Below are 22,625 nucleotides of genomic sequence, written 5' to 3'. Positions count from 1 at the left end.
AGATCACTCTGCGGGCCCGCCCGCCGTACCGTCAACCAACATCAGCCCCGTCTACGCGCCGTCAGCTCAGCGGAACATGTTGTCGGCGTCCTCCCAGCGCGCCAGTTCCTCCGCCGCCGGGTTGGGCCGGGGAATGGGCGCCCGGGCCTGGTACATCGCGTCGATCTCGACGGCGTAGTGCCGCACGATCGCGTCCCGGCGCAGTTTCATCGAGGGGGTCAGCAGACCGTTGCTGAGGGCGAAGGGCTCCCCGAGGACCCGGAACACCCGGATGGACTCGGACCGCGACACCGTGCTGTTGGCGGCGGCGACGGCCCGTCCGATCTCCTCCCGCAGGGCGTTCTCCTCACGTCCCTGCCGTTCCGGGGCGTCGTCCTGGAGAGTGAGCGAGCCCCGCCAGTGGGCCAGGAACTCCGGGTCGAGGGTGATCAGGGCGCCCACGCAGGGCCGGTTGTCTCCCACGATCACCGCCTGGTGCACCAGCGGATGCATCCGCAGCCGCTGCTCCAGGGCGGCCGGCGCGACGCTCTTGCCGCTGCTGGTGATGATGATGTCCTTCTTGCGCCCGGTGATCGTCAGATACCCGTCCTGGTCCAGCCGCCCGATGTCCCCGGTGGCCAGCCAGCCGCCGTACAGCGCGGCCCGGGTGGAGGCGTCGTCGTTGACGTACCCCTGGAAGACGGAGGCGCCGTACACCATGATCTCGCCGTCGTCCGCGACCTGGATCTCCGAGCCGGGCAGCGCCTGCCCGACCGTCCCGAACTTCTCCCGGCCCACGGGCTGCGCGGTGATGCCGCCGCTGGTCTCGGTGAGGCCGTAGCCGTCGTGGACGAGGATGCCGATACCCGCGTAGAACAGGGCCAGTTCGCGGTTGAGGGGCGAGCCGCCCGAGACCGCGCCGCACACCCGCCCGCCGAGGGCGGCCCGGAGCTTGCGGTACACCGTCCGCTCGTAGAGGGCGTGTTGGAGCCGCAGATCGAATCCGGGTCCGGAGCCGGTGCCCAGCCGCTGCCGTTCGACAGCCGTCGCGAAGTCCCGCGCGGTGCCGACGGCCCGCTCGAACAGGGTGCCCCGGCCGGCCTTCTGGGCGGCGCGCAGGAAGTTCTTGTAGATCTTCTCGAACACCGAAGGCACCGCGTACAGATACGTCGGCCGGAAGGAGAGCAGCGCCGACGACAGCGACTCCCCGCTCAGGTCCGGCTCGTGCCCCATCAGCATGCCGCCGCGCAGACACAGGCCCTGGATCATCAGGCCGTACACGTGCGAGAAGGGCAGGAACGCGAGGACGCTGGGCTGCTCGCCGGGCGGTGCCGCCGTCTGCCGCCAGCCCGCGAGCAGGGTGTCGCAGGGGCTGGCCAGGTTGCGGTGGCTCAGGGCGCAGCCGCGGGGATGCCCGGTCGTGCCGGAGGTGTAGGCGATCACCGCGGTCGAGTCCGGCAGCACGATCCGGCGCAGGGAGTCGATTGTGGCCATCGGCACCGGCCGCCCCAGCTCCACGAGTTGGGGCAGGGCTCCGTCGTCCAGCTGCCACACGTTGCGCAGCAGGGGCAGTGAGGTGCACACCGAGCCGACGGTCATCAGGCCCTGTTCGTCCTCGACGACGACGGCGCTGCACTGCGAGTCCGAGAGGATCCAGGCGACCTGGTCGCGCGAGGACGTCGGGTAGATCGGCACGACCTCGGCGCCCACGGCCCAGAGCGCGTAGCAGAGCACCGTCCACTCGTAGCGGGTACGGGCCATGATGGCCACGCGGTGGCCTGGTGAGATGCCGGAGGCGACGAACCCCTTGGCGAGATCGACGACCTCGTCCCGCAGATCGGCGGCCGTCACCTCGGTCCAGTCCGGTTTGGCCGGGTCGAGGCGGCGCGCGAGCTGCGGCAGGTCGGGTTCCCGCAGCGCAGTGTCGAAGACACTGTCGGCGAGACCGCCCGTCAGCGGTGCGGTGGTGGGGGGAGCGAGGGCGAAGTCGCGCATGCGCTGCTCCTGGATCGTACTGACTGTGACCGCGCCGACGAGTGGAGTTATCGACGGTGAACGAATCTAGCTCAGGTGGCGGACGTTGTTGTCGGGAACTGTGAAGTACGTTTCCGGAAGAGGCTCAGAAAGTGGTTTCGGAAGAGGGTTTCCGCACTCGACCCGCGTCACCTCACCCACGCACCGGCATCAGCCACACCGTGGCGAGCGGCGGCAACGTAAGCCGGACACTCGACGAACGGGGCTTCAACTGCCCGGAGTTGCGGACGTCACCGCCCCCGTAGCTGGCGGCATCCGTGTTGAGGACCTCCTGCCAGGCGGGCACCGAGCCGGGCACGTCGAGACGGTAGTCGTGGCGGACGACGGGCGAGAAGTTGCTGACGGCCAACAGGGGCGCCCCGGCCGCGTCGTAGCGCAGGAACGCGAAGACGTTGTCCTCAGCGGCGTCCCCGGCCACCCACCGGAAGCCGGCGGGGTCGGTGTCGCGTTGCCAGAGGGCGGGGGTGTGCCGGTAGACGGTGTTGAGATCGCGGACCAGATCGCGCACGCCCCGGTGGTCGGGCTCGGCCGCGTACTCCTTGTCCAGCAACCACCAGTCGGGCCCGTCGGCCTCGGACCACTCCGAGCCCTGGGCGAACTCCTGCCCCATGAAGAGGAGTTGCTTGCCGGGATGGGCCCACATGAAACCGAGGTAGGCGCGGTGGTTGGCCCGTTGCTGCCACCAGTCGCCCGGCATCTTCGACACCAACGACTGCTTGCCGTGGACGACTTCGTCGTGCGAGATGGGCAGGACGTAGTTCTCACTGTACGCGTACACCATGGAGAACGTCATCTCGTGGTGGTGGTACTTGCGATGGACCGGTTCGTGCGCCACATAGCCGAGCGAGTCGTGCATCCACCCCATGTTCCACTTCAGCCCGAAGCCGAGCCCGCCGCTGTCGGTGGGCTGTGTCACCCCGCCCCAGGCGGTGGACTCCTCGGCGATCGTCATGACCCCCGGAACCCGCCGGTACACGGTGGCGTTCATCTCCTGGAGGAAGGCGACCGCGTCCAGGTCCTCCCGCCCGCCGTACACGTTCGGCGTCCACTGCCCGGAGTCACGCGAGTAGTCGAGGTACAGCATCGAGGCAACCGCGTCGACGCGCAGCCCGTCGAGGTGGAACTCCTCGCACCAGTACACGGCGTTGGCGACCAGGAAGTTCCGCACCTCGGTCCGCCCGAGGTCGAACTCGTAGGTCCCCCAGTCCGGATGCTCGGCCCGCCGCCAGTCGCCGGGTTCGTAGAGGGGCTCCCCGTCGAACCTGGCCAACGCCCAGTCGTCCTTGGGGAAATGCGCCGGAACCCAGTCCAACAGCACACCCACACCGGCCCGGTGCAGCGCGTCGACCAGATACCGGAAGTCGTCGGGTGAACCCAGCCGGGCGGTCGGGGCGTAGTACGAGGTGACCTGATACCCCCAGGAGCCGCCGAAGGGATGCTCGGCGACCGGCATGAGCTGCACATGGGTGAAGCCCAAGTCCCTGACGTAGGCGGGGAGTTCATCGGCGAGTTGACGGTACGTCAATCCGGGCCGCCAGGAGGGCAGATGGACCTCGTACACGGAGAACGGCTCCTCGTGCACGGCACTGCCGGAGCGGCGCGCGAGCCACTCCTCGTCGCCCCACTCGTAGTGCGAGACGGTGACGACGGACGCCGTCGCGGGCGGCACCTCGGTACGCCGGGCCATCGGGTCGGCCTTCATGACCCGGCCGCCGTCCCGCGCCACGACCTCGAACTTGTACCGCTCGCCCTCCCCGACGCCGGGCACGAACAGCTCCCACACCCCGGAGGAACCGAGCGACCGCATCGGATACCCGGTGCCGTCCCAGAAGTTGAAGTCCCCGGCGACCCGGACCCCGCGTGCGTTGGGTGCCCAGACGGTGAACCGGGTGCCGGTGACGCCCTGGTGGGTCATCGGCTCGGCACCCAGGGCACGCCACAGCTCCTCGTGCCGCCCCTCACGGATGAGCTGCAGATCCAGCTCACCGAGGGCGGGCAGGAAACGGTACGGATCCTCGGCCTTCGACTCACCGCCCTCGTACGACACCAGCAGCGTGTAGTCGGGAGTCTCGGCGAAGGGCCGATCGAGGGGGATCAGGGCGCTGAAGAACCCGTCACCGTCGTCGTCGAGCGCACTGACCCGCCCGTCCACGACCACGCTCACGCCACGCGCGAGCGGGCGCAGGGCACGGAAGACGACCCCGCCGCCCGGCACAGGATGCGCGCCGAGCAGCGCGTGCGGGTCGTGATGGGTGCCGGAGAGCAGGCGCTGCCGTTCGCCCGGTTCCCAGAGGGCATCGGGTCTGCCCAGGGAGGACGGGTCGGGGAGGGCGGAGTCGTGCAGGGCCACAGCGGTCAGCCTCCTCGGACGGCGAGTCGTTCGATCGCCGCCATGGGGACAGGGAGCCAGTCGGGGCGGTGCCGGGCCTCGTAGACGACCTCGTACACGGCCCGGTCGGTCTCGTACGCGCGCAGCAGCCCGGGGATGCGGCGCGGGTCCCAGCCGGCCCGTGCCGCGTACCCCGCGCAGTAGGCGTCCCGGCAGCGCAGGGCCCATTCGGGGCGCCACGGCCGACGCGTACGGGCGGCGTAGTCGAAGGAGCGCAGCATGCCCGCGATGTCCCGCACCGGCGACTGGGCGCTGCGGCGTTCGGACAGGGGACGGGACGGCTCACCCTCGAAGTCGATCACGAACCAGCCCCCGCCGGTACCCCCGGTGCACAGCACCTGTCCGAGGTGCAGATCACCGTGGACGCGCTGCGCGTCCGGACCGGCGTCGAACCCGGCCGGCGTGTCGAACGCGGCCCGTAGCCCCCGGGCGTACGGCCGCAGCGCCGGTACATGGCGTACGGCGGCATCGAGACGCTCGGCCATGGCAGCCGCCGTACGCGTGTCGTGCCGCATGCTGCGGGTGTCGCCGGGGAAGGCGGTCGCGAGGGCCAGGTGTACGTCGGCGGTTGCGCGGCCCAGTTCGTGGGCCTCGTCGGTGAACGGGTGCCCCGAGGCGAGGGCGCGCAGGGCCAGCGTCCAGCCGTCGGAGGCACCGGGCAGGAACGGCTGGAGCACGCCGAGGGTCGCGTCTTGCGGCAGGTCGGTCCGGAACCAGGCGGCGGGGGCGGGTACGCGGGCGCAGCCCTGGCGGGCGAGGGCGGCGGGCACCTCCAGGTCGGGGTGGACACCCGGCTGGACGCGTCTGAGCACTTTCAGGATGAACGAGTCGCCGTACACGAGCGAGGAGTTGGACTGCTCGACGTCGAGGAGCCGCGGGGCGAGTCCGGCGGGCACGGTGACACCGGGGTCGGCCTCGAAACGCAGGGGGCCGGCCGTGCCGGGGCGCCGGAGCCGCTCCAGCAGCAGTTCCGCCGCCCGGGGGTCCTGGAGGGCGTCGTAGACCAGCAGCCCCGCCAAGGGCCCTTCCTCCGCGCGGCCGAGGAGGGCCCGGCGGAGGTGCGGTGACATTCGGTCCCGTACGCCGAGGAGCAGTTGGTAGCAGTCGCCGGGCGGGGGAGTGCCGCCGGGTGCGGGGACGGGCGTGTGGCCGGTGCGGACGAGCAGATGCAGACAGCCCGGAAACAGCTCGGTCATCGACAGCAGGCCCAGGTCCGTGACGGGCCGGTCCTTGCCCGCGAACCAGCGCTGCTGGGGCAGCCATTCGCGCAGCAGCCCACCGAGCGAGGTCAGCGGCCGGGCGAGGTCCGTCCTGCTCGGGCGAAGAGAAGCGGTCTTCGGCATGGTGACGCGTCCTTTCGCGGGCACACGCTCAATGTCGTCGGCCAGTGCGCGGGGTGACTCGGGTGAGCCTGAACCAGTAGAAGCCGTGTCCTGCGAGGGTGAGCAGGTAGGGGAGTTCGCCGATTGCGGGGAAGCGGACTCCGCCGATGAGTTCGACGGGGTGGCTGCCACTGAACGCCCGTAGGTCGAGTTCGGTGGGCTGGGCGAAGCGGGAGAAGTTGTGGACGCACAGGACGAGGTCGTCCTTGTATTCGCGCAGGAAGGCGATCACGGCGGGGTTGGAGGAGGGCAGTTCGGTGTACGAGCCGAGGCCGAACGCCGGGTTCTGCTTCCGGATCTCGATCATGCGCCGGGTCCAGTGCAGGAGCGAGGACGGCGACGACATCGAGGCTTCGACGTTGGTGACCTGGTAGCCGTAGACCGGGTCCATGATCGTGGGCAGGAAGAGGCGGCCCGGGTCGCAGGAGGAGAAGCCGGCGTTCCTGTCCGGGGTCCACTGCATCGGTGTGCGGACGGCGTCGCGGTCGCCGAGCCAGATGTTGTCGCCCATGCCGATCTCGTCGCCGTAGTAGAGGATCGGCGAGCCGGGCAGCGACAGCAGCAGGGCGGTGAAGAGTTCGATCTGGTTGCGGTCGTTGTCCAGGAGCGGGGCGAGGCGGCGGCGGATGCCGATGTTGGCGCGCATGCGCGGGTCTTTCGCGTATTCGGCCCACATGTAGTCGCGTTCCTCGTCGGTGACCATTTCGAGGGTGAGCTCGTCGTGGTTGCGCAGGAAGATGCCCCACTGGCAGTTCGAGGGAATGGCGGGGGTCTTCGCGAGGATTTCCGAGACCGGATAGCGCGATTCACGGCGCACTGCCATGAAGATGCGTGGCATGACCGGGAAGTGGAACGCCATGTGGCATTCGTCCCCGCCACTTTGGTAGTCGCCGAAGTAGTCGACGACGTCCTCGGGCCACTGGTTCGCTTCCGCCAGGAGCACGGTGTCGGGGTAGTGGGCGTCGATCTCCTTGCGCACGTGTTTGAGGAACTGGTGCGTGGCCGGGAGGTTCTCGCAGTTGGTGCCCTCGGCCTGGTACAGGTAGGGAACTGCATCGAGACGGAAGCCGTCGATTCCGAGATCCAGCCAGAATCGGAGAGCCGCCAGAATTTCCTCCTGGACCGCCGGGTTCTCGTAGTTGAGGTCCGGTTGGTGGGAGAAGAAGCGGTGCCAGTAGTACTGCTTGCGGACGGGGTCGAAGGTCCAGTTGGAGGCCTCGGTGTCGACGAAGATGATCCGCGCGTCCTGGAACTGTTTGTCGTCGTCCGCCCAGACGTAGTAGTCGCCGTACGGGCCTTCGGGGTTGCTCCGGGACTCCTGGAACCACGGGTGTTCGTCGCTGGTGTGGTTCATGACGAAGTCGATGATGACGCGCATGCCGCGTTGGTGGGCGGCGTCGACGAATTCGACGAAGTCGGCGAGGTCACCGAATTCGGGGAGGACGGCGGTGTAGTCGGAGACGTCGTAACCGCCGTCGCGCAACGGTGACTTGAAGAAGGGCGGGAGCCAGAGGCAGTCGATGCCGAGCCACTGGAGGTAGTCGAGTTTCGCGGTGAGGCCTTTGAGGTCGCCGACTCCGTCGCCGTTGCTGTCCTGGAAGGAGCGGACGAGGACCTCGTAGAAGACGGCGCGTTTGAACCACTCGGGGTCCCGGTCCTTGGCGGGAGTGTCCTCGAAGGTGTCCGGGACGGGATCGTTGACGGTCACGGCGTTACTGGCCTCCAGTCGAGTACCGCAGCAGGTGGAAGACGTGTGCGGGCGCCCTGCCTGGTTCCAGACGTACGTAATTGGTCCGGCCCCAGTGGTAGGTCTCGCCGCTCAACTCGTCATGCACCGTCAGGGAATGCCGTTCGGTTTCCCGCTCGTCCAGGCCGAGTTGCGGCATGTCCAACGAGACCGTCGCCTCCTGGGTGTGGTGAGGGTCGAGGTTCACGACCACCAGAACCGTGTCGTCGCCGGTGCGCTTGCTGTACGCGATCACCGCGTCGTTGTCGGTCCGGTGGAAGTGCAGATTCCTGAGCCGGCGCAGGGCGGGATGGTCGCGCCTGATCCGGTTGAGGGCGGTGATGAGCGGGGCGATCGACAGCCCGTTCCGCTCGGCCGATTCCCAGTCCCTGGGCCTGAGTTGGTATTTCTCGGAGTCCAGGTATTCTTCGCTGCCCTCGTGCAGAGGGGTGTTCTCGCAGAGTTCGTAGCCGCTGTAGACGCCCCAGGTGGGGGAGAGGGTGGCGGCCAGGACGGCACGGGCCTCGAAAGCGGGACGCCCGCCCTGCTGAAGGTACGCGTGGAGGATGTCGGGGGTGTTGACGAAAAAGTTCGGGCGCATGTACGCGGCGGCGTCACCGGACAGTTCGGTGAGGTATTCGGTGAGTTCGGGTTTGGTGTTGCGCCAGGTGAAGTAGGTGTAGGACTGCTGGAAGCCGGTCTGGGCGAGGGTGTGCATCATCGCGGGCCGGGTGAAGGCCTCCGCCAGGAAGATGACGTCGGGGTCGGTGCGGTTGATGTCCGCGATGACCTGTTCCCAGAAGACGACCGGTTTGGTGTGCGGGTTGTCGACGCGGAAGATCCGTACCCCGTGGTCCATCCAGTGCCGCAGCACGCGCACGGTCTCGGCGATGAGGCCGGGGAGGTCGGCGTCGAAGGCGATGGGGTAGATGTCCTGGTACTTCTTCGGCGGGTTCTCCGCGTAGGCGATCGTGCCGTCCGGGCGGTGGTGGAACCACTGGGGGTGTTTCTGCACCCAGGGGTGGTCGGGTGAGCACTGGAGGGCGAAGTCGAGGGCGATCTCCAGGCCGTGGCGGGCGGCCTCGGCGACGAAGAAGTCGAAGTCGTCGAGGGTGCCGAGGTCGGGGTGGACGGCGTCGTGGCCGCCGTCCTCGGAGCCGATCGCCCAGGGGACGCCGACGTCGTCGGGGGTGGCGGAGAGGGTGTTGTTGGGGCCCTTGCGGAAGGTGTGGCCGATGGGGTGGATCGGGGGGAGGTAGAGGACGTCGAAGCCCATCGCGGCGATCGACGCCAGCCGCCGGGCGGCGGTGCGGAACGTCCCGTGGGGTTGCTGCACGGTCCCCTCGGAACGGGGGAAGAACTCGTACCAGGCCCCGTACAGAGCCCGCTCCCGCTCCACCACCAGCGCCAACGGCTCACTTGACGTGACCAGTTCACGCAACGGGAACCGGGCCAGCACCTCGTCCACCGCCGGGGTCAGCGCCGGTGCGAGACGATCCGGGACCGAGAGCGAGTCGTCGCCCAGGGCCCGTGCGGCGGCCAGCACGGCAGCACGGGCCGCCTTCTGCGGCACACCCGCGGCTGCACGCTCGTACAGCAGCGCGCCCTCCTCCAGCACCAGCCCGGTGTCGATCCCGGCCGGGATCTTGATGCCCGCATGGTGCCGCCAGGTGCTGATCGGATCGCCCCACGCCTCGACCCGGTAGGTCCAGTGGCCCGTCGCGTCCGGGGTGACGTCCGCGCCCCAGCGGTCGGAACCCGGGGCGAGTTCACGCATCGGCGTCCAGGGGCCCGGGCGGCCCTCCGGGTCGCACAGCACGACGTTCGCACCGACCGCGTCATGGCCCTCGCGGAAGACCGTCGCGGTGACCTCGAAGGTCTCTCCCGCGACGGCCTTCGCCGGGCGTCTGCCGCCCTCGACGGCCGGGCGCACGTCCCGGACCGGGATGCGGCCGATGGCCGGAGTCGGGCTCATGGGTCTCACCTCTGCCGTACTGGGGTTGGGGGTCGGGACGGGCGTCGCGAGCGGTGCCGGTGGGCTATCCGCCTGCGACGGAGCGCTGGACGGTGGGCGGAGAGTGCCCGGTGAAACGGTCGGTGTGGGTCCAGCCGGCCTGCTCGCGCAGGTAGGCGACCAGGCTCGTGCGGAGATAGCGTTCGGCGGCGTGTGCGGCCTCTCGCGCGCACCGCTTCCCCATCAGTACGCACAAGGTGTAGCCCGAGTCCTCGAAACTGTCGCGCGCCGAACGGTCGGACGGGGCCGCGAGCATGACGCGCTCCCACGCCCGGTACTTGTTCAGCTGTCGGGCGACCTCGGCTTTGGCGGGCAGCAGCATGGCGCTGGTCCCCTTCCTCATGACTGACTCCGTGACGGACTGCTTCTACAGCGAGACCTTGACTCATGGTGCACGTGTGGCGACCCAACGTCTTGTTGGGTCTTCAACGACCACAGGGGGCGCTCGTGTTGCACGAATGGACTAGCGCTCCCACTCTGGAGCTGACTCAGAAGCGAACAGTGCTCACGCTTCGCGTTCGGGGCCCGGCCCCGCAGCGCGTGCAGAAGCGTGAGTCCGCCGTGAGGAGCCAACGACGATGAAGACCGCAGAGCCCTGCTACTACCACCTCGACGTGGAGGTCTGCCCCGAACGGGTCGGCCAGGTCGAGCGCATTCTGGCCGCTCACCTCCGCCTGTGGGACCTGGAGCACCTCGTCGGACCCGTCTGTCATGGCACCGAAGTGCTGCTGCGCGCAATCGACGAGCACGCGACCGACAAGCGCGCGGTGATCGAGATGTGGTGGAACGGCCAGCACCTCATCACCGCCATCGCCGAGCACGACCGCGACCTGCGTCCCGACCAGGAACTGCGCGGCTGTCTGGCGTGGATCGCCGCCCTGAGCGACGGCTGGGGCTGCTGTGCCACGGACACCGGCGCCAAGATCATCTGGTTCTCGCGCCGGGCCCGCTCCTGCGAAGGCGTCCCGCTGGTCTCGACCGGACCCGCGCCGACCCTGCGGGAGGCGCGCCGGGTACCCCGAGAGGTCCCGTCCTTCGCCGGTGCGACGGGCAGGGCGCGGGACTCCCTCGTGAACGTGTAGGAGCGGCACATTCCGGACTCCCCCGGGGCATAGTGGAGTTGACACTCTGTCTCGGGGCCGGGGTGGGGCACAGGGGGAGCATCGTGCGCAGGGGGAACACCGTGTTCAGGTACGTCCACTACGAGGTGACGTGCGCGCTCCTCGCGGTCTGCGCGGCGCTGGTGAGCGCGGGGGTGGTGTTCGGGGTGGAAGGCGCCCCCGAGACGCCGGGGGGTGTCGGCCGGGCGATCGCCCTCGGGCTGACCTATCTGGTGCTCGTTGCCGGGTTCGGGGTGCTCACCGTCTCCCGGATCAAGTGGTTCGGTGAGGGGCGGGACTTCGACAAGGCGGTTCCGCTGCAGGAGCCGGCCGCGGTTCTGCCGACGCGGGGCAAGGAGTACCGCAACTGCGTCAACGTGTTGCTCTTCGTCTTCCTGGCCGCGTCCGCGGTCGGCGGCGGTCTGTTCTGGGAGCGCGATCTGGCTCTCTTCCCGCTGATCTTCGCGTCGGCGTGGTCGGCCCGCGCATGGTGGGTCTCCCGCTGGGAGCGGCGGCACGGCCTGCTGCTCTGGAACGGCAGGATCCGAACCCAGCCGCTGGCGGACGACCAGTACCTCTACTCGTCGGTCCGGCAGCCGGAGGGCTCAGCGCGGGACGCGTGAGGTCACCGTGAACTGTGCCCCGTCCGGATCGCGCAGCACCGCCTCGAACGGCACCGAACCGGCGTCGTACCGCAGCACACTGCCGCCGTTGTTCTCCGCGGCCTTGACACAGGCCGCCACGTCCTCGACCGCGAAGTGGACCTGCCAGTGCGGCCGGATCGTGGGGTCGGGCGCCGCCTCCAGGGCGCCCGAGACGATACGGGCCACGACATCGCCCCGACTGCGCAGCACGACCTCGTCGGCCTCGTAGTGGACCTCGCAGCAACCGGGGCGGTCCGAGGCCCAGTCCAGGATCTCCCCGTAGAAGATGGCCGCGTCGAACGCGTCGCGGGTGTGCAGCCGTACGAACGCCGGTGCCGCGCGTCGCCAGGCCTCCCAGCCGGCCAGCAGCTCGCCCTCCCAGATCCCGAAGATCGCCCCGTCCCGGTCGGCCAGCAGAGCCGCCCGGCCGGGCGGGAAGGAGAGCGGTCCGACCGCCGTCGTACCGCCGCGCTCACGGGCCCGGCCCGCCGCCTCGTCCGCGCTCGGCACGGCGAAGTACGGGATCCAGGCGACCGCCACCTGCCATACGGAGGCCACCGCGGCGATCCCCGCGACCGGTGTGCCCTGCACCAGCGCCACCCGGAAGCGGTCGCCGAGCCGGGCCGAACGCCACCGCCAGCCCAGTACGGCGCTGTAGAACGCCTCGGTGGCCCGCAGATCGCGGCTGGTCAGACTCACCCAGCAGGGGGCGCCGAACACGGAATGGGTCGAGACGACGTCCGTCGCGCCGCTGGGCTGTGTCGTGTCGTGGTTCATGGCACTCGCGTCCTGGTTCCGTCCACCGGCGTTCGCCGGCCGGACACCAGTCTCCGGCCGAACCCCGTCCCGGTGCCTGTCGAGTACCCCGATCGGGCCTGTTGGCACCCGGCAGGCCCAGTGGCGACGATGGGGGAGTACGTTTGACGTGACCCGGAGGTGACCATGTCCATGCCCATGGACGGCGGCCCGAGCGAGGACGACCAGGTCGTCGCCCTGCGGGCCGAGGTCGACCAGCTCAAGGAGGCCGTCACCTCCCATGCCGTCGTGGACCAGGCGATCGGCATGATGGTCGCGCTGGGGCGGGTCACACCCGACCAGGGCTGGGAAGTACTGAAAGAGGTCTCCCAGCACACCAACATCAAACTCCGCAATCTCGCGGAGATGATTCTGATCTGGGGACGGAACGGAGAAATGCCGTCCGACATCCGTGCCGAACTGGAGGACGCGCTGGACCGCTTCGGACCCACCCGGATTCCGGGTGACACGGCGGACACGGAGCGCTATTCCTGACCGGGGGTGTTTCAACCCCGCCCCTGCGGTGACACCGGGGAGCAGGGCACGCTGGGGAATCGCTCCCGGGAGGGTTCGGCAGTGAGCCCGCCCCTCAGTCGCCCGGCTGTGAATGACCTGCCCGGGCGACTGGGGTGTACGGGGCCGCCGCTCCTCAGCAGGCATCGGCGAGCAGTTCTCCGTCGGACGGTTCCTCGTCCACGTCGAGTTCCTCGCGTACGCGTGCGCAGCAGGCGCTGAGCAGCCGGGAGACGTGCATCTGGGAGATGCCGAGCTGCCGGGCGATCCGGCTCTGTGTCATCCCGCCGAAGAACCGCAGATAGAGGATGGTCCGCTCCCGTTCGGGCAGAGCCCGCAGACAGGGGCTGACGGCCGCGCGGTCGACGATCAGGTCGAAGCCGGGATCGGCTCCGCCGACCGTGTCCGCGAGCGCGTACCCGTCGGTGCGCGGCAGTTCCGCCTCCAGCGACAGCACGGAGAAGCACTCCAGGGCCTCCATGCCCGTACGCACCTCGCTCTCGCTCAGCTCGGTGTACGCGGCGATCTCGGCGACGGTCGGGGGCCGGCCCGGGACGGTGGCGGACAGCTCCTTCGAGGCGACGCGTACCCGGTTGCGCAGGTCCTGGACCCGGCGCGGCACATGCAGTGCCCACAGGTGGTCGCGGAAGTGGCGCTTGATCTCACCGGTGACGGTCGGCACGGCGTAGGCCTCGAAGGCGGCGCCGCGCGTGGGGTCGTAGTGGTCGACGGCCTTGACGAGGCCGACGGCCGCGACCTGGTAGAGATCCTCCAGCGCCTCGCCGCGGCCCCGGAACCGGACGGCGATCCGCTCCGACATGGGCAGCCAGGCCCGTACGAGATCGTCGCGGAGGGCGCGGCGCTCCGGCCCTTCGGGCAGGCGGACGAGCCGTTCGAAGTCGGCGGCGGTGTCGGGGGCGTCGTCGTGCGGATGGCGATTCGTTCTCGTGGCGATACGCATCGCGCGCACCTTCCTCGGTCGGTGCCGGCTGGACAGACACCGCGGGAGGGTGCGCTCACGGACCGCACGGAGGACGGCCGAAGGCCCGGCGAACCGGCTCCCACGGACGTGCCTCCTGTCCGAAGCACTGAAAGGGAAATTCCCGCTCCCGGCGACATGGAAACAAATCACCATAAAGAGTGACCTGCTGCTTCTCGCTGATCGCTGTGCGAATTCGCGGCGGCGCGGAAGATGCCGCATACATGTTCTTGACTCGTCCTTTCCATCCCCGTTCCCCGGATACCTCTGACACAGAGCTAATCTCGGCGTGTGGAACCAGCGACCTTCGCGGACGAACTGGCCGACGCGCTTCTCGGAGTGCAGCGGCTCATCCGGCGCCGACTGCGCAGCGGGACGAAAGTGCCCCGGCTGCGGGGCGCCGAGGTCGAGCTGCTGCGCCTGGTCATGGACCGCCCCGGCATCGGTATCTCGGACGCGGCCAGGGAGCTGTACCTCGCGGGCAACTCCGTGTCGACGCTGGTGAACCAACTGGTCAAGGACGGCTATCTGATCCGCGGTACGGACCCCGCCGACCGGCGGGCCGCCCGGCTGCTGCCCACCCCGGCGGCCGAGGCACGCCTCAGGGACTGGCGGGAACGGCGCACCGCTCTCGTACGACGGCACGTGGCGCGTCTCGACGACGCCGACCGGGAAGCCCTGCGGGCCGCGCTCCCGGCCCTGCGGAAACTGGCCCGGAACCTGCGCGAGGAGGCGGAGGAGTCATGACGTACGACAGGACCACCGAGATCACCGAGACCACGGAGAACGCTGACATCCCCGAGAGCCGGGAAGCCGTCAGCTGTACGGGACTCGTGTACGCCTTCGGTGAGACCAACGCCGTCGACGGGCTCGATCTCGGCGTCCGGGAGGGGGAGGTGTTCGGCCTCCTCGGGCCCAACGGCGCGGGCAAGACCACGGCGATCCGCTGTGTCACCACGTTGCTGCCGGTGCCCGCCGGCATGGTCCGCGTCTTCGGGCACGACGCCGCCGGGGACCGGATGGCGGTGCGCCGACTGCTCGGGTACGTACCGCAGCAGCTGTCCGCCGACTCCGGGCTCACCGGACGCGAGAACGTCGTCCTGTTCGCCCGGGTCTTCGACGTCCCGCGCCGCGAACGCGCCGAACGGGTCGGCCAGGCCCTGGCGGCGGTCGGGCTCACCGACGCGGCCGACCGGCTCGCGAGCACCTACTCCGGTGGCATGGTGCGCCGGCTCGAACTCGCCCAGGCACTGGTCAGCGCGCCCCGGCTGCTGATCCTCGACGAACCGACCATCGGACTCGACCCCATCGCCAGAACGGGCGTGTGGGAGCACATCGACGCCGTGCGCGCCGCCACCGGCATGACCGTCCTGGTCACCACGCACTACATGGACGAGGCCGACCAGTACTGCGACCGCGTCGCCCTGATGCACCACGGCCGCATCCGCGCCCTCGGCACCCCCGACGAACTCCGCGCGGGGCTCGGTGAACGACGCCGGGCCGAGGGCGCGTCCGACACCGCCCCGCCGCCCACGCTGGAGGACGTCTTCCGGGACATCGCCGGCAGCGGCCTCGACGAACGGTCAGGAGACTTCCGCGATGTCCGCAGCACCCGCCGCACCGCGTCCCGCGTCGGCTGACCCCACCGCCCTGAACCTGCTGCTCGTACCGCCCACGCCCAGAACGGGCTGGCGGCTGCTGCCCGCCCGGGTCGGCGCCATGTGCGCAGTCGAACTGCAGAAACTCCGCCACGACCGCACCGAGCTGTACACCAGGGCAATCCAGCCCGCCCTCTGGCTGCTGATCTTCGGCGAGACCTTCACCCGGATCAGGGCGATACCGACCGGTGGCATCCCCTACCTCGACTATCTGGCGCCCGGCATCATCGCCCAGTCCGCGATGTTCATCGCCATCTTCTACGGCATCATGATCATCTGGGAGCGGGACGCCGGAATCCTCACCAAACTCCTCGTCACCCCCACCCCGCGCGCGGCCCTCGTCACCGGCAAGGCCTTCGCGGCCGGTGTGAAGGCGCTGATCCAAGCCGTCGTCGTGATCGTCATCGCCGCCCTCCTCGGAGTGGCCCTGACCTGGAACCCGCTCAAGCTGCTCGGCGTCGCGGTGGCCGTCGTCCTCGGCTCCGCCTTCTTCTCGTGTCTGTCGATGACGATCGCCGGGATCGTCCTCACCCGCGACCGGCTGATGGGCATCGGCCAGGCCATCACCATGCCGCTCTTCTTCGGCTCCAACGCCCTCTACCCGGTGAGCGTGATGCCGGGCTGGCTCCAGACGGTCAGCCGGATCAACCCGCTGAGCTACCAGGTGAACGCCCTGCGCGGACTCCTCCTCGGCACCCCGTCCAACCTCGCCGTCGACTTCGGGGTCCTGCTGCTCGCCGCCGTCATCAGCATCGTGGCGGCCTCCTCGCTCCTCGGTCGCCTGGCCCGCTGAACGCGCCGGTCACGACCATGCACCGGAACGTGATGTGCGGCACGCGGCCGACCATGGTCGGGGTGCCCTTCGGCGGATTTCCGCTGCACACCGCTTGATCAGTGATCAAGGGGGCGAATTCGCTGGCCACAGCGCATTCCGCTCATTTGACTGTGCGCCGGGCACAAGGATAGGAAGCAGCCATCCGAGGTCGAGAGGTGGACTGTGCGCGAGCCGAACGTGGTCGGGGACTGGCACGAGTACGACGAGCATGCCGGCCTGCGTGTCCGCGTACACCGTCTGGTGGCGGCCGAACCGCCACGCGGGCGCGACGACGCCGCCGAGGGGCTGACCTATTTCAGCCTCCGGGTGACCGTCGAGAACCGTGGCGAGCGGCACTACGGCGTCCATCTGGAGGACGGCCAGGTCGACGTCCGGCTCGGCCCCGACGGCGAGGGCGCCTTCATCGACTGGCGGAACTCGCAGTTCATCGAGGGCTTCGACGTCCACCCGCTGCGCCGCGCCACGGCCGTCCTGTACGCCGCAGGCCCGGAAGCGTCCCTGGCGCAGGTGGACGTACAGATCCAGCTGCGCGTCGAGGAGGAGTGGACCGCCCGGCACCTCTGGGCGGGCGGGATCGGCCTCCCCGAGGACTTCACCGGCACCGGCGCGCACCACGGAACGGCCCGGGACGGCGTGGCCGTCCAGGCGAGCGACTTCCTGAAGGAACAGCGGGACCTGAGGGAACAGCGCGACCAGAAGGGCCAGACGGAACCCACCTGAACGACCGAACCGCCCGGCGTGCCGGGCGGTATCGATTCCCGCTTCCTGTTCCTCAGCGTGTCATTCCTCAGTGCGCGATGTTGTCGATCAGCTCGCGCGCGCCCTGCCGCAGCAGCGCCACCGCCACGGACGTGCCGAGCGTGGCCGGATCGAGCCGGCCCGCCCACTCGTGGGCGTTCAGCTGGACCTTGCCGTCGGGGGTGAACACGCAGGCGCGCAGGGAGAGTTCGCCGTTGCGGGACACCTTCGCGTACCCGGCGATCGGGCTGTTGCAGTGCCCCTGGAGAACGTGCAGGAACATCCGCTCGGCCGTCGCCTCCCGATGCGTGTCCGGGTCGCCGAGGCCGCTGACCGCGTCGATCAGCTCGTGGTCGCCCTCACGGCACTGGAGGGCGAGGATGCCCGCGCCGATCGGCGGCATCATCGTCTCGGGGGAGAGGACCTCGCTGACCACGTCCATCCGGCCGATGCGCTCAAGGCCGGACACCGCGAGGAGCAGCGCGTCCGCCTCACCGGCCGCGAGCTTCTCCAGCCGCCGGTTGGCGTTGCCACGGAACGGCACGCACTCCAGGTGCGGGTGCGAGGCGGCCAGCTGGGCGATCCGGCGCACCGAGGACGTACCGATCCGGGTGCCGTCCGGCAGCTCGTCCAGGGTCAGACCGCCCGGGTGGATCAGGGCGTCGCGGATGTCGTCCCGCTTGAGGAACGCGGCGAACATCGTCCCCTTCGGGAGCGGCCGGTCGGCGGGCACGTCCTTGACGCAGTGCACCGCGAGATCGGCCTCACCGGCCAGCAGCGCGGCGTCGACCTCCTTGGTGAACGCCCCCTTGCCCTCGACCTTGGACAGATCGCCCATCCACTTGTCGCCGGTCGTCTTCACGGGGACGACCTCGGTGCGGGTGTGCGGGTGGACGACGGCCAGCTCTGCACGTACCCGCTCCACCTGGGCCAGGGCCATGGGCGAGTCGCGGGAGACGATACGGATCAGTTCAGGGACGGACATGCCGACACGATAGACCCTCCGGAGCCCCCTCCTACTCCGAACCGGTCGCTTGGTCGCGGGAGTTCGTACCCGGCGCGGAAGCCACCAACCGCCCCTCGGCCAGCTCCACAGCCGGTGCGCCGGCCTGTCCGCGGGGCAGGAAGGACGCGAAGCCGAAGGCCAGCACCGCGGCCCCGGCACCGATGCCCATCACCACCCGGAACCCGTTCTCGGCGGGCAGCGGCACTCCGCCGAACGAGGTGGTCATCCGGGCCAGTACGACGCCTGCCACCGCGCTCGACACCGCCGTACCGATGGACCGCATCAGCGTGTTCAGGCTGTTCGCGGCGGCCGTCGCCGAGACCGGGACCGCCCCCATGACGAGCGCGGGCATCGCGCCGTACGAGAGTCCGACGCCCGCCCCGATCACACAGGAGACCAGGACGAGCTGCCAGACGGTGGTCATGAGGAAGAGGCTCAGGCCGTAACCGGCGGCCACCACGAGGGCGCCCGTCATCAGGGTCACCTTGGGGCCCTTGGTCCTCGACAGACGGGCCGAGAGCGGGGCCGTCGCCATCATCACCAGGCCCTGCGGGGCCAGGACCAGGCCGACGGTCAGCATCGTCCGGCCCAGACCGTATCCGGTCGCCTCGGGCAACTGCAGGATCTGCGGAAAGACCAGCACCATCGCGAACATCGAGAAGCCGAACACCAGCGACGCGAGGTTGGTGAACAGCACCTGGCGGCGGTGGTGCGCAGGTCCACCAGCGGCTGCCCGGCGCGCAGCTCCCAGCGGCCCCAGGCCAGCAGCACCGCGACCGCCGCGAGCAGCAGACCCAGGGTCCGGGCGCTGCCCCAGCCCCAGCCGGCGCCCTTGGAGATCGCCAGCAGCAGACACACCAGCGCCGTCGACAGCCCGGCCGCGCCCACCACGTCGAAGCGCCCGCCCGTGCGCACCGGCGACTCCGGCACGATCCGTACGACGAGCGCGGTGGCCACGACGCCCGTCCCGGCGGAGGCCCAGAACAGGACATGCCAGTCCGCGTGATCGGCCAGGAACGCGGCGGCCGGCAGACCGAGGGCGCCGCCGACCCCGAGCGAGGCGCTCATCAGCGCGGTGGCGCCCGAGAGCCGCTCGCTCGGCAGCTCGTCGCGCATGATGCTGATCCCCAGCGCGATCACCCCGGACGACATCCCCTGCAGGGTCCGCCCGACCAGCATCGGGGCCAGGCTGTCGCTGAGGGCGCAGACCACCGAGCCGGCCACCAGCAGGGCCAGGCTCGCCAGCAGCATCCGGCGCTTGCCGTACATGTCGCCGAGCCGCCCGACGACCGGCGTCGCGACGGACCCCGCCAGGAGGGTCGCGGTGATCGCCCAGGTGGCGTCCGAGGGCGAGGCGTCGAGCAGCTTCGGCAGCTCGGCCAGCAGCGGGATCACCAGCGTCTGCATCAGCGCCACGACGATCCCCGCGAAGGCCAGGACCGCCACGACGGCGTCCGCCCGCAGCGGGCCGGGCACCCCCGATTCGGACGGTCCGGCCGAATCCGCAGGTCGGGCAGGTGCTTCGGACATGTCGTCGCCTCCGGGCGAACGGTTTCCGTCAAGTTAAGTCAGTTGCTTGACTTAGGCCAGCCACAGGAGTTGCCTGATCGTGCGGGGTTGAGGAAACGCCCGGCGACCGGAGGGACCGCTCGTCGCGGGCCGCGCGAAGTCCCAGTGAGGCGGTGGACCATGCTGGCCAGAACGGTGCGGGAAGAGCCGGTCGGCGCGACCCGCGAGCTGATCCTCACCGCGGCGGAGCGGCTCTTCGCCGAACGCGGTGTGTACGCCGTGTCCAACCGCCGGGTCAGCGAGGCGGCCGGACAGGGCAACAACGCGGCGGTCGGCTACCACTTCGGCACCAAGGCCGACCTCGTACGGGCCATCGTCCGCAAGCACGCCCAGGAGCTCGAGGAGGTGCGCCTGCGGCTCCTGGCCGGTCTGCGGGCCGACGCCGACCTGCGGGACTGGGTGGACTGTCTGGTCCGGCCGATCCCCGAGCACCTCGCGGCCCTGGGCAACCCCACCTGGTACGCGCGGTTCTGTGTCCAGGTCATGGCCGACCCCGCCCTCTACGAGATCATGACCGAGGAGGCCCTCGCCTCCCCGAGGCTGCGGGAGATCATCGACGGCCTGAACCGCTGTCTGCCCCACCTCCCGGCCGACGTCCGGGCCGAACGGGGCGACATGGCCCGCCACCTGGTCCTGAACATGTGCGCCGAGCGCGAACGCGCCCTGGCCGACCGCAGCACCACCCCCCGCGCCAACTGGCACGACACGGCCACCGGTCTGGTGGACGCGGTCGTCGGCCTCTGGCTGGCACCTGTCACCCACACCGGATGAGAGCACCGCGAGCAGCACCGAAGGGAAGCAGGAGGAAACCACGTACGAGGCACCGTTCCCCCCTCACTCACGGAGTACCGGAGTACGTCATGACGAGCACAGCCCATCCCCCCACCGCACACCCGGCCGAGGTCCCGGAGTTCCCCATGTCCCGGGCGGCCCGCTGCCCCTTCGACCCCCCACCCGTCCTCAAGGACCTCCAGCAGGACGCCCGGCTGCGCAGGGTCCGGCTGTGGAACGGCAGTACGCCCTGGCTGGTGACCCGCTACGAGGACCAGCGGACCCTGCTGGGTGACCCCCGGGTCAGCTCCGACCCCGCGACCCCCGGCTACCCGCCGGCCAACGCCGTGACCGGCGAGACGAACGTCAGCTTCATCCTCAAGGACGACCCGGAACACGCCCGGCTGCGCCGGATGGTGACAGCGGCGTTCACCGTGAAACGCACCCGGGCGATGCGACCGGGCATCCAGAAACTCACGGACGACCTGATCGACGGCCTGCTGGCCGGTCCCCGACCGGTCGACCTGGTCGAGGCGTTCGCCCTGCCGCTGCCCTCCCTGGTGATCTGCGACCTGCTCGGAGTGCCGTACGCGGACCACGACTTCTTCCAGGACAACAGCAAGAACCTGATCAAGCGGGATATCGATCCCGAGGAGCGGCTGACCGCCAGCACCAATCTGCTCGACTACCTCGACGACCTGATGGGCGCGAAGATCGCCGCCCCGGGTCACGACCTCCTCTCCGGCCTGGTCGGGCGTATCGAGGCGGGGGAGCTGAGCCGCAACGAGGCGGCCCAGATGGGCGTCCTGCTGCTGATCGCCGGCCATGAGACGACCGCCAACATGATCGCCCTCGGCACCCTCGCCCTGCTCCAGAACCCCGGCCAACTGGCCCTGCTGCGCGACTCGGACGACCCGAAGCTGATCGCTTCGGCGGTGGAGGAACTGCTGCGGTACCTCAACATCACCCACAACGGACGGCGTCGGGCGGTCCTGGAGGACATCGAGTTCGCGGGGGAGGTCATCCGGGCCGGCGAGGGCATCATCGTGCCGAACGACATCGCCAACCGGGACGCCGACACCTTCCCCGACCCCGACCGCCTGGACCTCACCCGCGACGCCCGCCGGCACATCGCCTTCGGCTTCGGGGTGCACCAGTGCCTGGGCCAGCCCCTGGCGAGGCTGGAACTGGAGGTCGTCTACGGCACGCTGTACCGCCGCATCCCCACCCTGCGCCTGGCCACAGACCTGGAGAACATCACCTTCAAGCACGACGGCTCGGTGTACGGGGTCCACGAACTCCCGGTCGAGTGGTGACACCCCGTACGTGACGGCGGGGCCCGGGGAGCCGTGTCTCCTCGGGCCCCGCCGTACTTCATGCCTTACTCGTCGAAGGTGACGACGACCTTTTCGGCGGCTCCGGGGGTGAGGGCGAGGGTGAAGGCGGTGTCGACCTCGTTGAACGGGATGCGGTGGCTGATGAGCTTGGCGAAGCGTCCGTGGTGCTCGACGATCTCGGGGGTCACTTCGAAGATCTCGGTGGGGTAGCCCTGGGAGGCGATGAGGGTGAGTTCGCTGCGGAGCATGCCGCCGAGGTCGATGTCGGATCCCTTCTTCTGTACGGCGACCATGACGAGCTTGGCCTTCCATTTGGCGTTGTCGACGACGGTCTGGAAGACGGCGGGGGCTCCGGCGGCGTCGATGTAGATGTCGGTGCCGGGGCGGGGCTGGCCGAGGGCGTTGGTGGCCTGGCCGTGCAGTTCCGTCAGCCGTTCCGTCACGTTCTCGGTCTTGGAGTTGATGACGCCGTCGGCGCCGACGGCGAGGGCGGTCTCCAGGCGTTCGGGGAGGACGTCGGCGACGACGACGTGCTTGACGCCGCGCAGCTTGAGCCAGATGGTGGCGCCCAGTCCGATGGGTCCGGCGCCGAAGACGACGACCGTGTCGTCGGGGGTGGCCTCGGACCGGTTCACGCAGTGCCGGGCGACGGCCATCGGTTCGTTCAGGGAAGCGATGTCGAAGAGGACGGTGTCGGGGAAGACGGTGACCGTCTTGCCGACCTCGCAGTCGTCGAGGAGCAGGTACTCGCTCATCGCGCCGTGCGCGCCACCACAGCCGATGATGCCCGACGACACACCCTGCGGATTGACGACCACCCGGTCACCCGCCTTGAGGCCCTCGACCTCGGCACCGACCTCCACCACCTCACCGGCAGGCTCGTGGCCCAGTGGGATGGAGACCATCGAACCGTCCGGACCGAACGGGCTGCCGCCGATGTGGACGAAGAACGTGTCGGTGCCGCAGATACCGCAGGCGCGGATGCGCATGAGGACGTCCTTGGGCCCGGGGACCGGACGCTCGACCTCGACGACCTCGATCTTGCCCTGGGCGCCGGTCTTGACGGACTTCATGGTGGCCATGGGGTAACTCGCCTTCTGAGTAAGGGAATTGCTGTTCTTGTGTGTGTGTGGGGGGGAGATCCGGGGGTCGGGTG

General features: G+C 69.8%; 19 protein-coding genes and 1 pseudogene. 9 read left to right on the top strand and 11 right to left on the bottom strand.

Annotation, left to right across the window (positions count from 1 at the left end):
* Positions 1–66: 66 nt before the first annotated feature.
* From LUX31_RS01145 to LUX31_RS01120, 6 genes are all read right to left on the bottom strand, one after another.
* Positions 67–1,974 carry an AMP-dependent synthetase/ligase gene (locus LUX31_RS01145; RefSeq protein WP_235472623.1) on the bottom strand — a complete coding sequence of 636 codons (1,908 nt, stop codon included), beginning with the start codon at positions 1,972–1,974 and terminating at the stop codon, positions 67–69.
* Between the two features lie 172 nt (positions 1,975–2,146).
* A complete protein-coding gene (gene glgB / locus LUX31_RS01140) occupies positions 2,147–4,363 on the bottom strand; it encodes a 1,4-alpha-glucan branching enzyme (protein ID WP_443045915.1) in 2,217 nt (738 codons plus the stop codon).
* 5 nt (positions 4,364–4,368) lie between these two features.
* On the bottom strand, positions 4,369–5,745 hold the full coding sequence (locus tag LUX31_RS01135; protein WP_235472622.1) for a maltokinase N-terminal cap-like domain-containing protein: 1,377 nt from the start codon (positions 5,743–5,745) through the stop codon (positions 4,369–4,371).
* 28 nt (positions 5,746–5,773) lie between these two features.
* Positions 5,774–7,492: a maltose alpha-D-glucosyltransferase gene (gene treS / locus LUX31_RS01130; protein ID WP_235472621.1), complete on the bottom strand. Its 1,719-nt coding sequence runs from the start codon at positions 7,490–7,492 to the stop codon at positions 5,774–5,776.
* Between the two features lie 4 nt (positions 7,493–7,496).
* On the bottom strand, positions 7,497–9,485 hold the full coding sequence (locus LUX31_RS01125) for an alpha-1,4-glucan--maltose-1-phosphate maltosyltransferase (protein ID WP_235472620.1): 1,989 nt from the start codon (positions 9,483–9,485) through the stop codon (positions 7,497–7,499).
* Positions 9,486–9,549: 64 nt separating this feature from the next.
* Complete coding sequence (locus LUX31_RS01120; protein ID WP_235479754.1) at positions 9,550–9,846, bottom strand: DUF5133 domain-containing protein; 297 nt, start codon at positions 9,844–9,846, stop codon at positions 9,550–9,552.
* 256 nt (positions 9,847–10,102) lie between these two features.
* Between LUX31_RS01120 and LUX31_RS01115 the strand changes: the two genes are divergently transcribed.
* A complete protein-coding gene (locus LUX31_RS01115) occupies positions 10,103–10,606 on the top strand; it encodes a pep a2 (RefSeq protein ID WP_235472619.1) in 504 nt (167 codons plus the stop codon).
* Positions 10,607–10,707: 101 nt separating this feature from the next.
* Positions 10,708–11,247 carry a hypothetical protein gene (locus tag LUX31_RS01110; protein WP_235472618.1) on the top strand — a complete coding sequence of 180 codons (540 nt, stop codon included), beginning with the start codon at positions 10,708–10,710 and terminating at the stop codon, positions 11,245–11,247.
* Here LUX31_RS01110 and LUX31_RS01105 read toward each other — a convergent pair.
* Entirely contained in the window at positions 11,230–12,045 is an 816-nt protein-coding gene (locus tag LUX31_RS01105; RefSeq protein ID WP_235472617.1) for a VOC family protein, read from the bottom strand. The genes LUX31_RS01110 and LUX31_RS01105 overlap by 18 nt on opposite strands.
* A 165-nt stretch (positions 12,046–12,210) precedes the next feature.
* On the opposite strand from LUX31_RS01105, the gene LUX31_RS01100 reads away from it, so the two are divergent.
* Complete coding sequence (locus tag LUX31_RS01100; RefSeq protein WP_235472616.1) at positions 12,211–12,558, top strand: ANTAR domain-containing protein; 348 nt, start codon at positions 12,211–12,213, stop codon at positions 12,556–12,558.
* 154 nt (positions 12,559–12,712) lie between these two features.
* On the opposite strand, the gene LUX31_RS01095 is transcribed toward LUX31_RS01100, so the two are convergent.
* Positions 12,713–13,537 (bottom strand): SigB/SigF/SigG family RNA polymerase sigma factor, encoded by an 825-nt coding sequence (locus LUX31_RS01095; RefSeq protein ID WP_235472615.1) that lies wholly within the window; start codon positions 13,535–13,537, stop codon positions 12,713–12,715.
* A gap of 309 nt (positions 13,538–13,846) precedes the next feature.
* Between LUX31_RS01095 and LUX31_RS01090 the strand changes: the two genes are divergently transcribed.
* From LUX31_RS01090 to LUX31_RS01075, 4 genes are all read left to right on the top strand, one after another.
* Complete coding sequence (locus tag LUX31_RS01090) at positions 13,847–14,302, top strand: MarR family winged helix-turn-helix transcriptional regulator (protein WP_235472614.1); 456 nt, start codon at positions 13,847–13,849, stop codon at positions 14,300–14,302.
* Positions 14,299–15,195, top strand: a complete 897-nt coding sequence (locus tag LUX31_RS01085) for an ATP-binding cassette domain-containing protein (RefSeq protein ID WP_235472613.1) — start codon at positions 14,299–14,301, stop codon at positions 15,193–15,195. The genes LUX31_RS01090 and LUX31_RS01085 overlap by 4 nt, the downstream gene beginning before the upstream one ends.
* Entirely contained in the window at positions 15,155–16,006 is an 852-nt protein-coding gene (locus LUX31_RS01080; RefSeq protein WP_235472612.1) for an ABC transporter permease, read from the top strand. The genes LUX31_RS01085 and LUX31_RS01080 overlap by 41 nt, the downstream gene beginning before the upstream one ends.
* Before the next feature lie 204 nt (positions 16,007–16,210).
* Positions 16,211–16,768 carry a hypothetical protein gene (locus LUX31_RS01075; RefSeq protein ID WP_235472611.1) on the top strand — a complete coding sequence of 186 codons (558 nt, stop codon included), beginning with the start codon at positions 16,211–16,213 and terminating at the stop codon, positions 16,766–16,768.
* Between the two features lie 67 nt (positions 16,769–16,835).
* On the opposite strand, the gene hemC is transcribed toward LUX31_RS01075, so the two are convergent.
* Positions 16,836–17,771: a hydroxymethylbilane synthase gene (gene hemC, locus LUX31_RS01070; RefSeq protein WP_235472610.1), complete on the bottom strand. Its 936-nt coding sequence runs from the start codon at positions 17,769–17,771 to the stop codon at positions 16,836–16,838.
* Positions 17,772–17,802: 31 nt separating this feature from the next.
* Positions 17,803–19,322 (bottom strand): annotated as a pseudogene (locus LUX31_RS01065) (MFS transporter).
* A 159-nt stretch (positions 19,323–19,481) separates the two neighbouring features.
* Here LUX31_RS01065 and LUX31_RS01060 point away from each other — a divergent pair.
* Both LUX31_RS01060 and LUX31_RS01055 read left to right on the top strand, forming a co-directional pair.
* A complete protein-coding gene (locus tag LUX31_RS01060) occupies positions 19,482–20,132 on the top strand; it encodes a TetR/AcrR family transcriptional regulator (RefSeq protein ID WP_235472609.1) in 651 nt (216 codons plus the stop codon).
* Between the two features lie 89 nt (positions 20,133–20,221).
* Entirely contained in the window at positions 20,222–21,448 is a 1,227-nt protein-coding gene (locus LUX31_RS01055) for a cytochrome P450 (RefSeq protein ID WP_235472608.1), read from the top strand.
* A 65-nt stretch (positions 21,449–21,513) separates the two neighbouring features.
* On the opposite strand, the gene LUX31_RS01050 is transcribed toward LUX31_RS01055, so the two are convergent.
* Complete coding sequence (locus tag LUX31_RS01050) at positions 21,514–22,551, bottom strand: zinc-dependent alcohol dehydrogenase (RefSeq protein WP_235472607.1); 1,038 nt, start codon at positions 22,549–22,551, stop codon at positions 21,514–21,516.
* Positions 22,552–22,625 lie beyond the last annotated feature (74 nt).

Source organism: Streptomyces sp. GQFP, from assembly GCF_021545335.1.
In the GTDB taxonomy this organism is placed as follows: Bacteria; Actinomycetota; Actinomycetes; order Streptomycetales; family Streptomycetaceae; genus Streptomyces.
The sequence above is the reverse complement of the archived record's forward strand: the minus strand, read 5'-3'. Positions and strand labels throughout refer to the sequence as shown.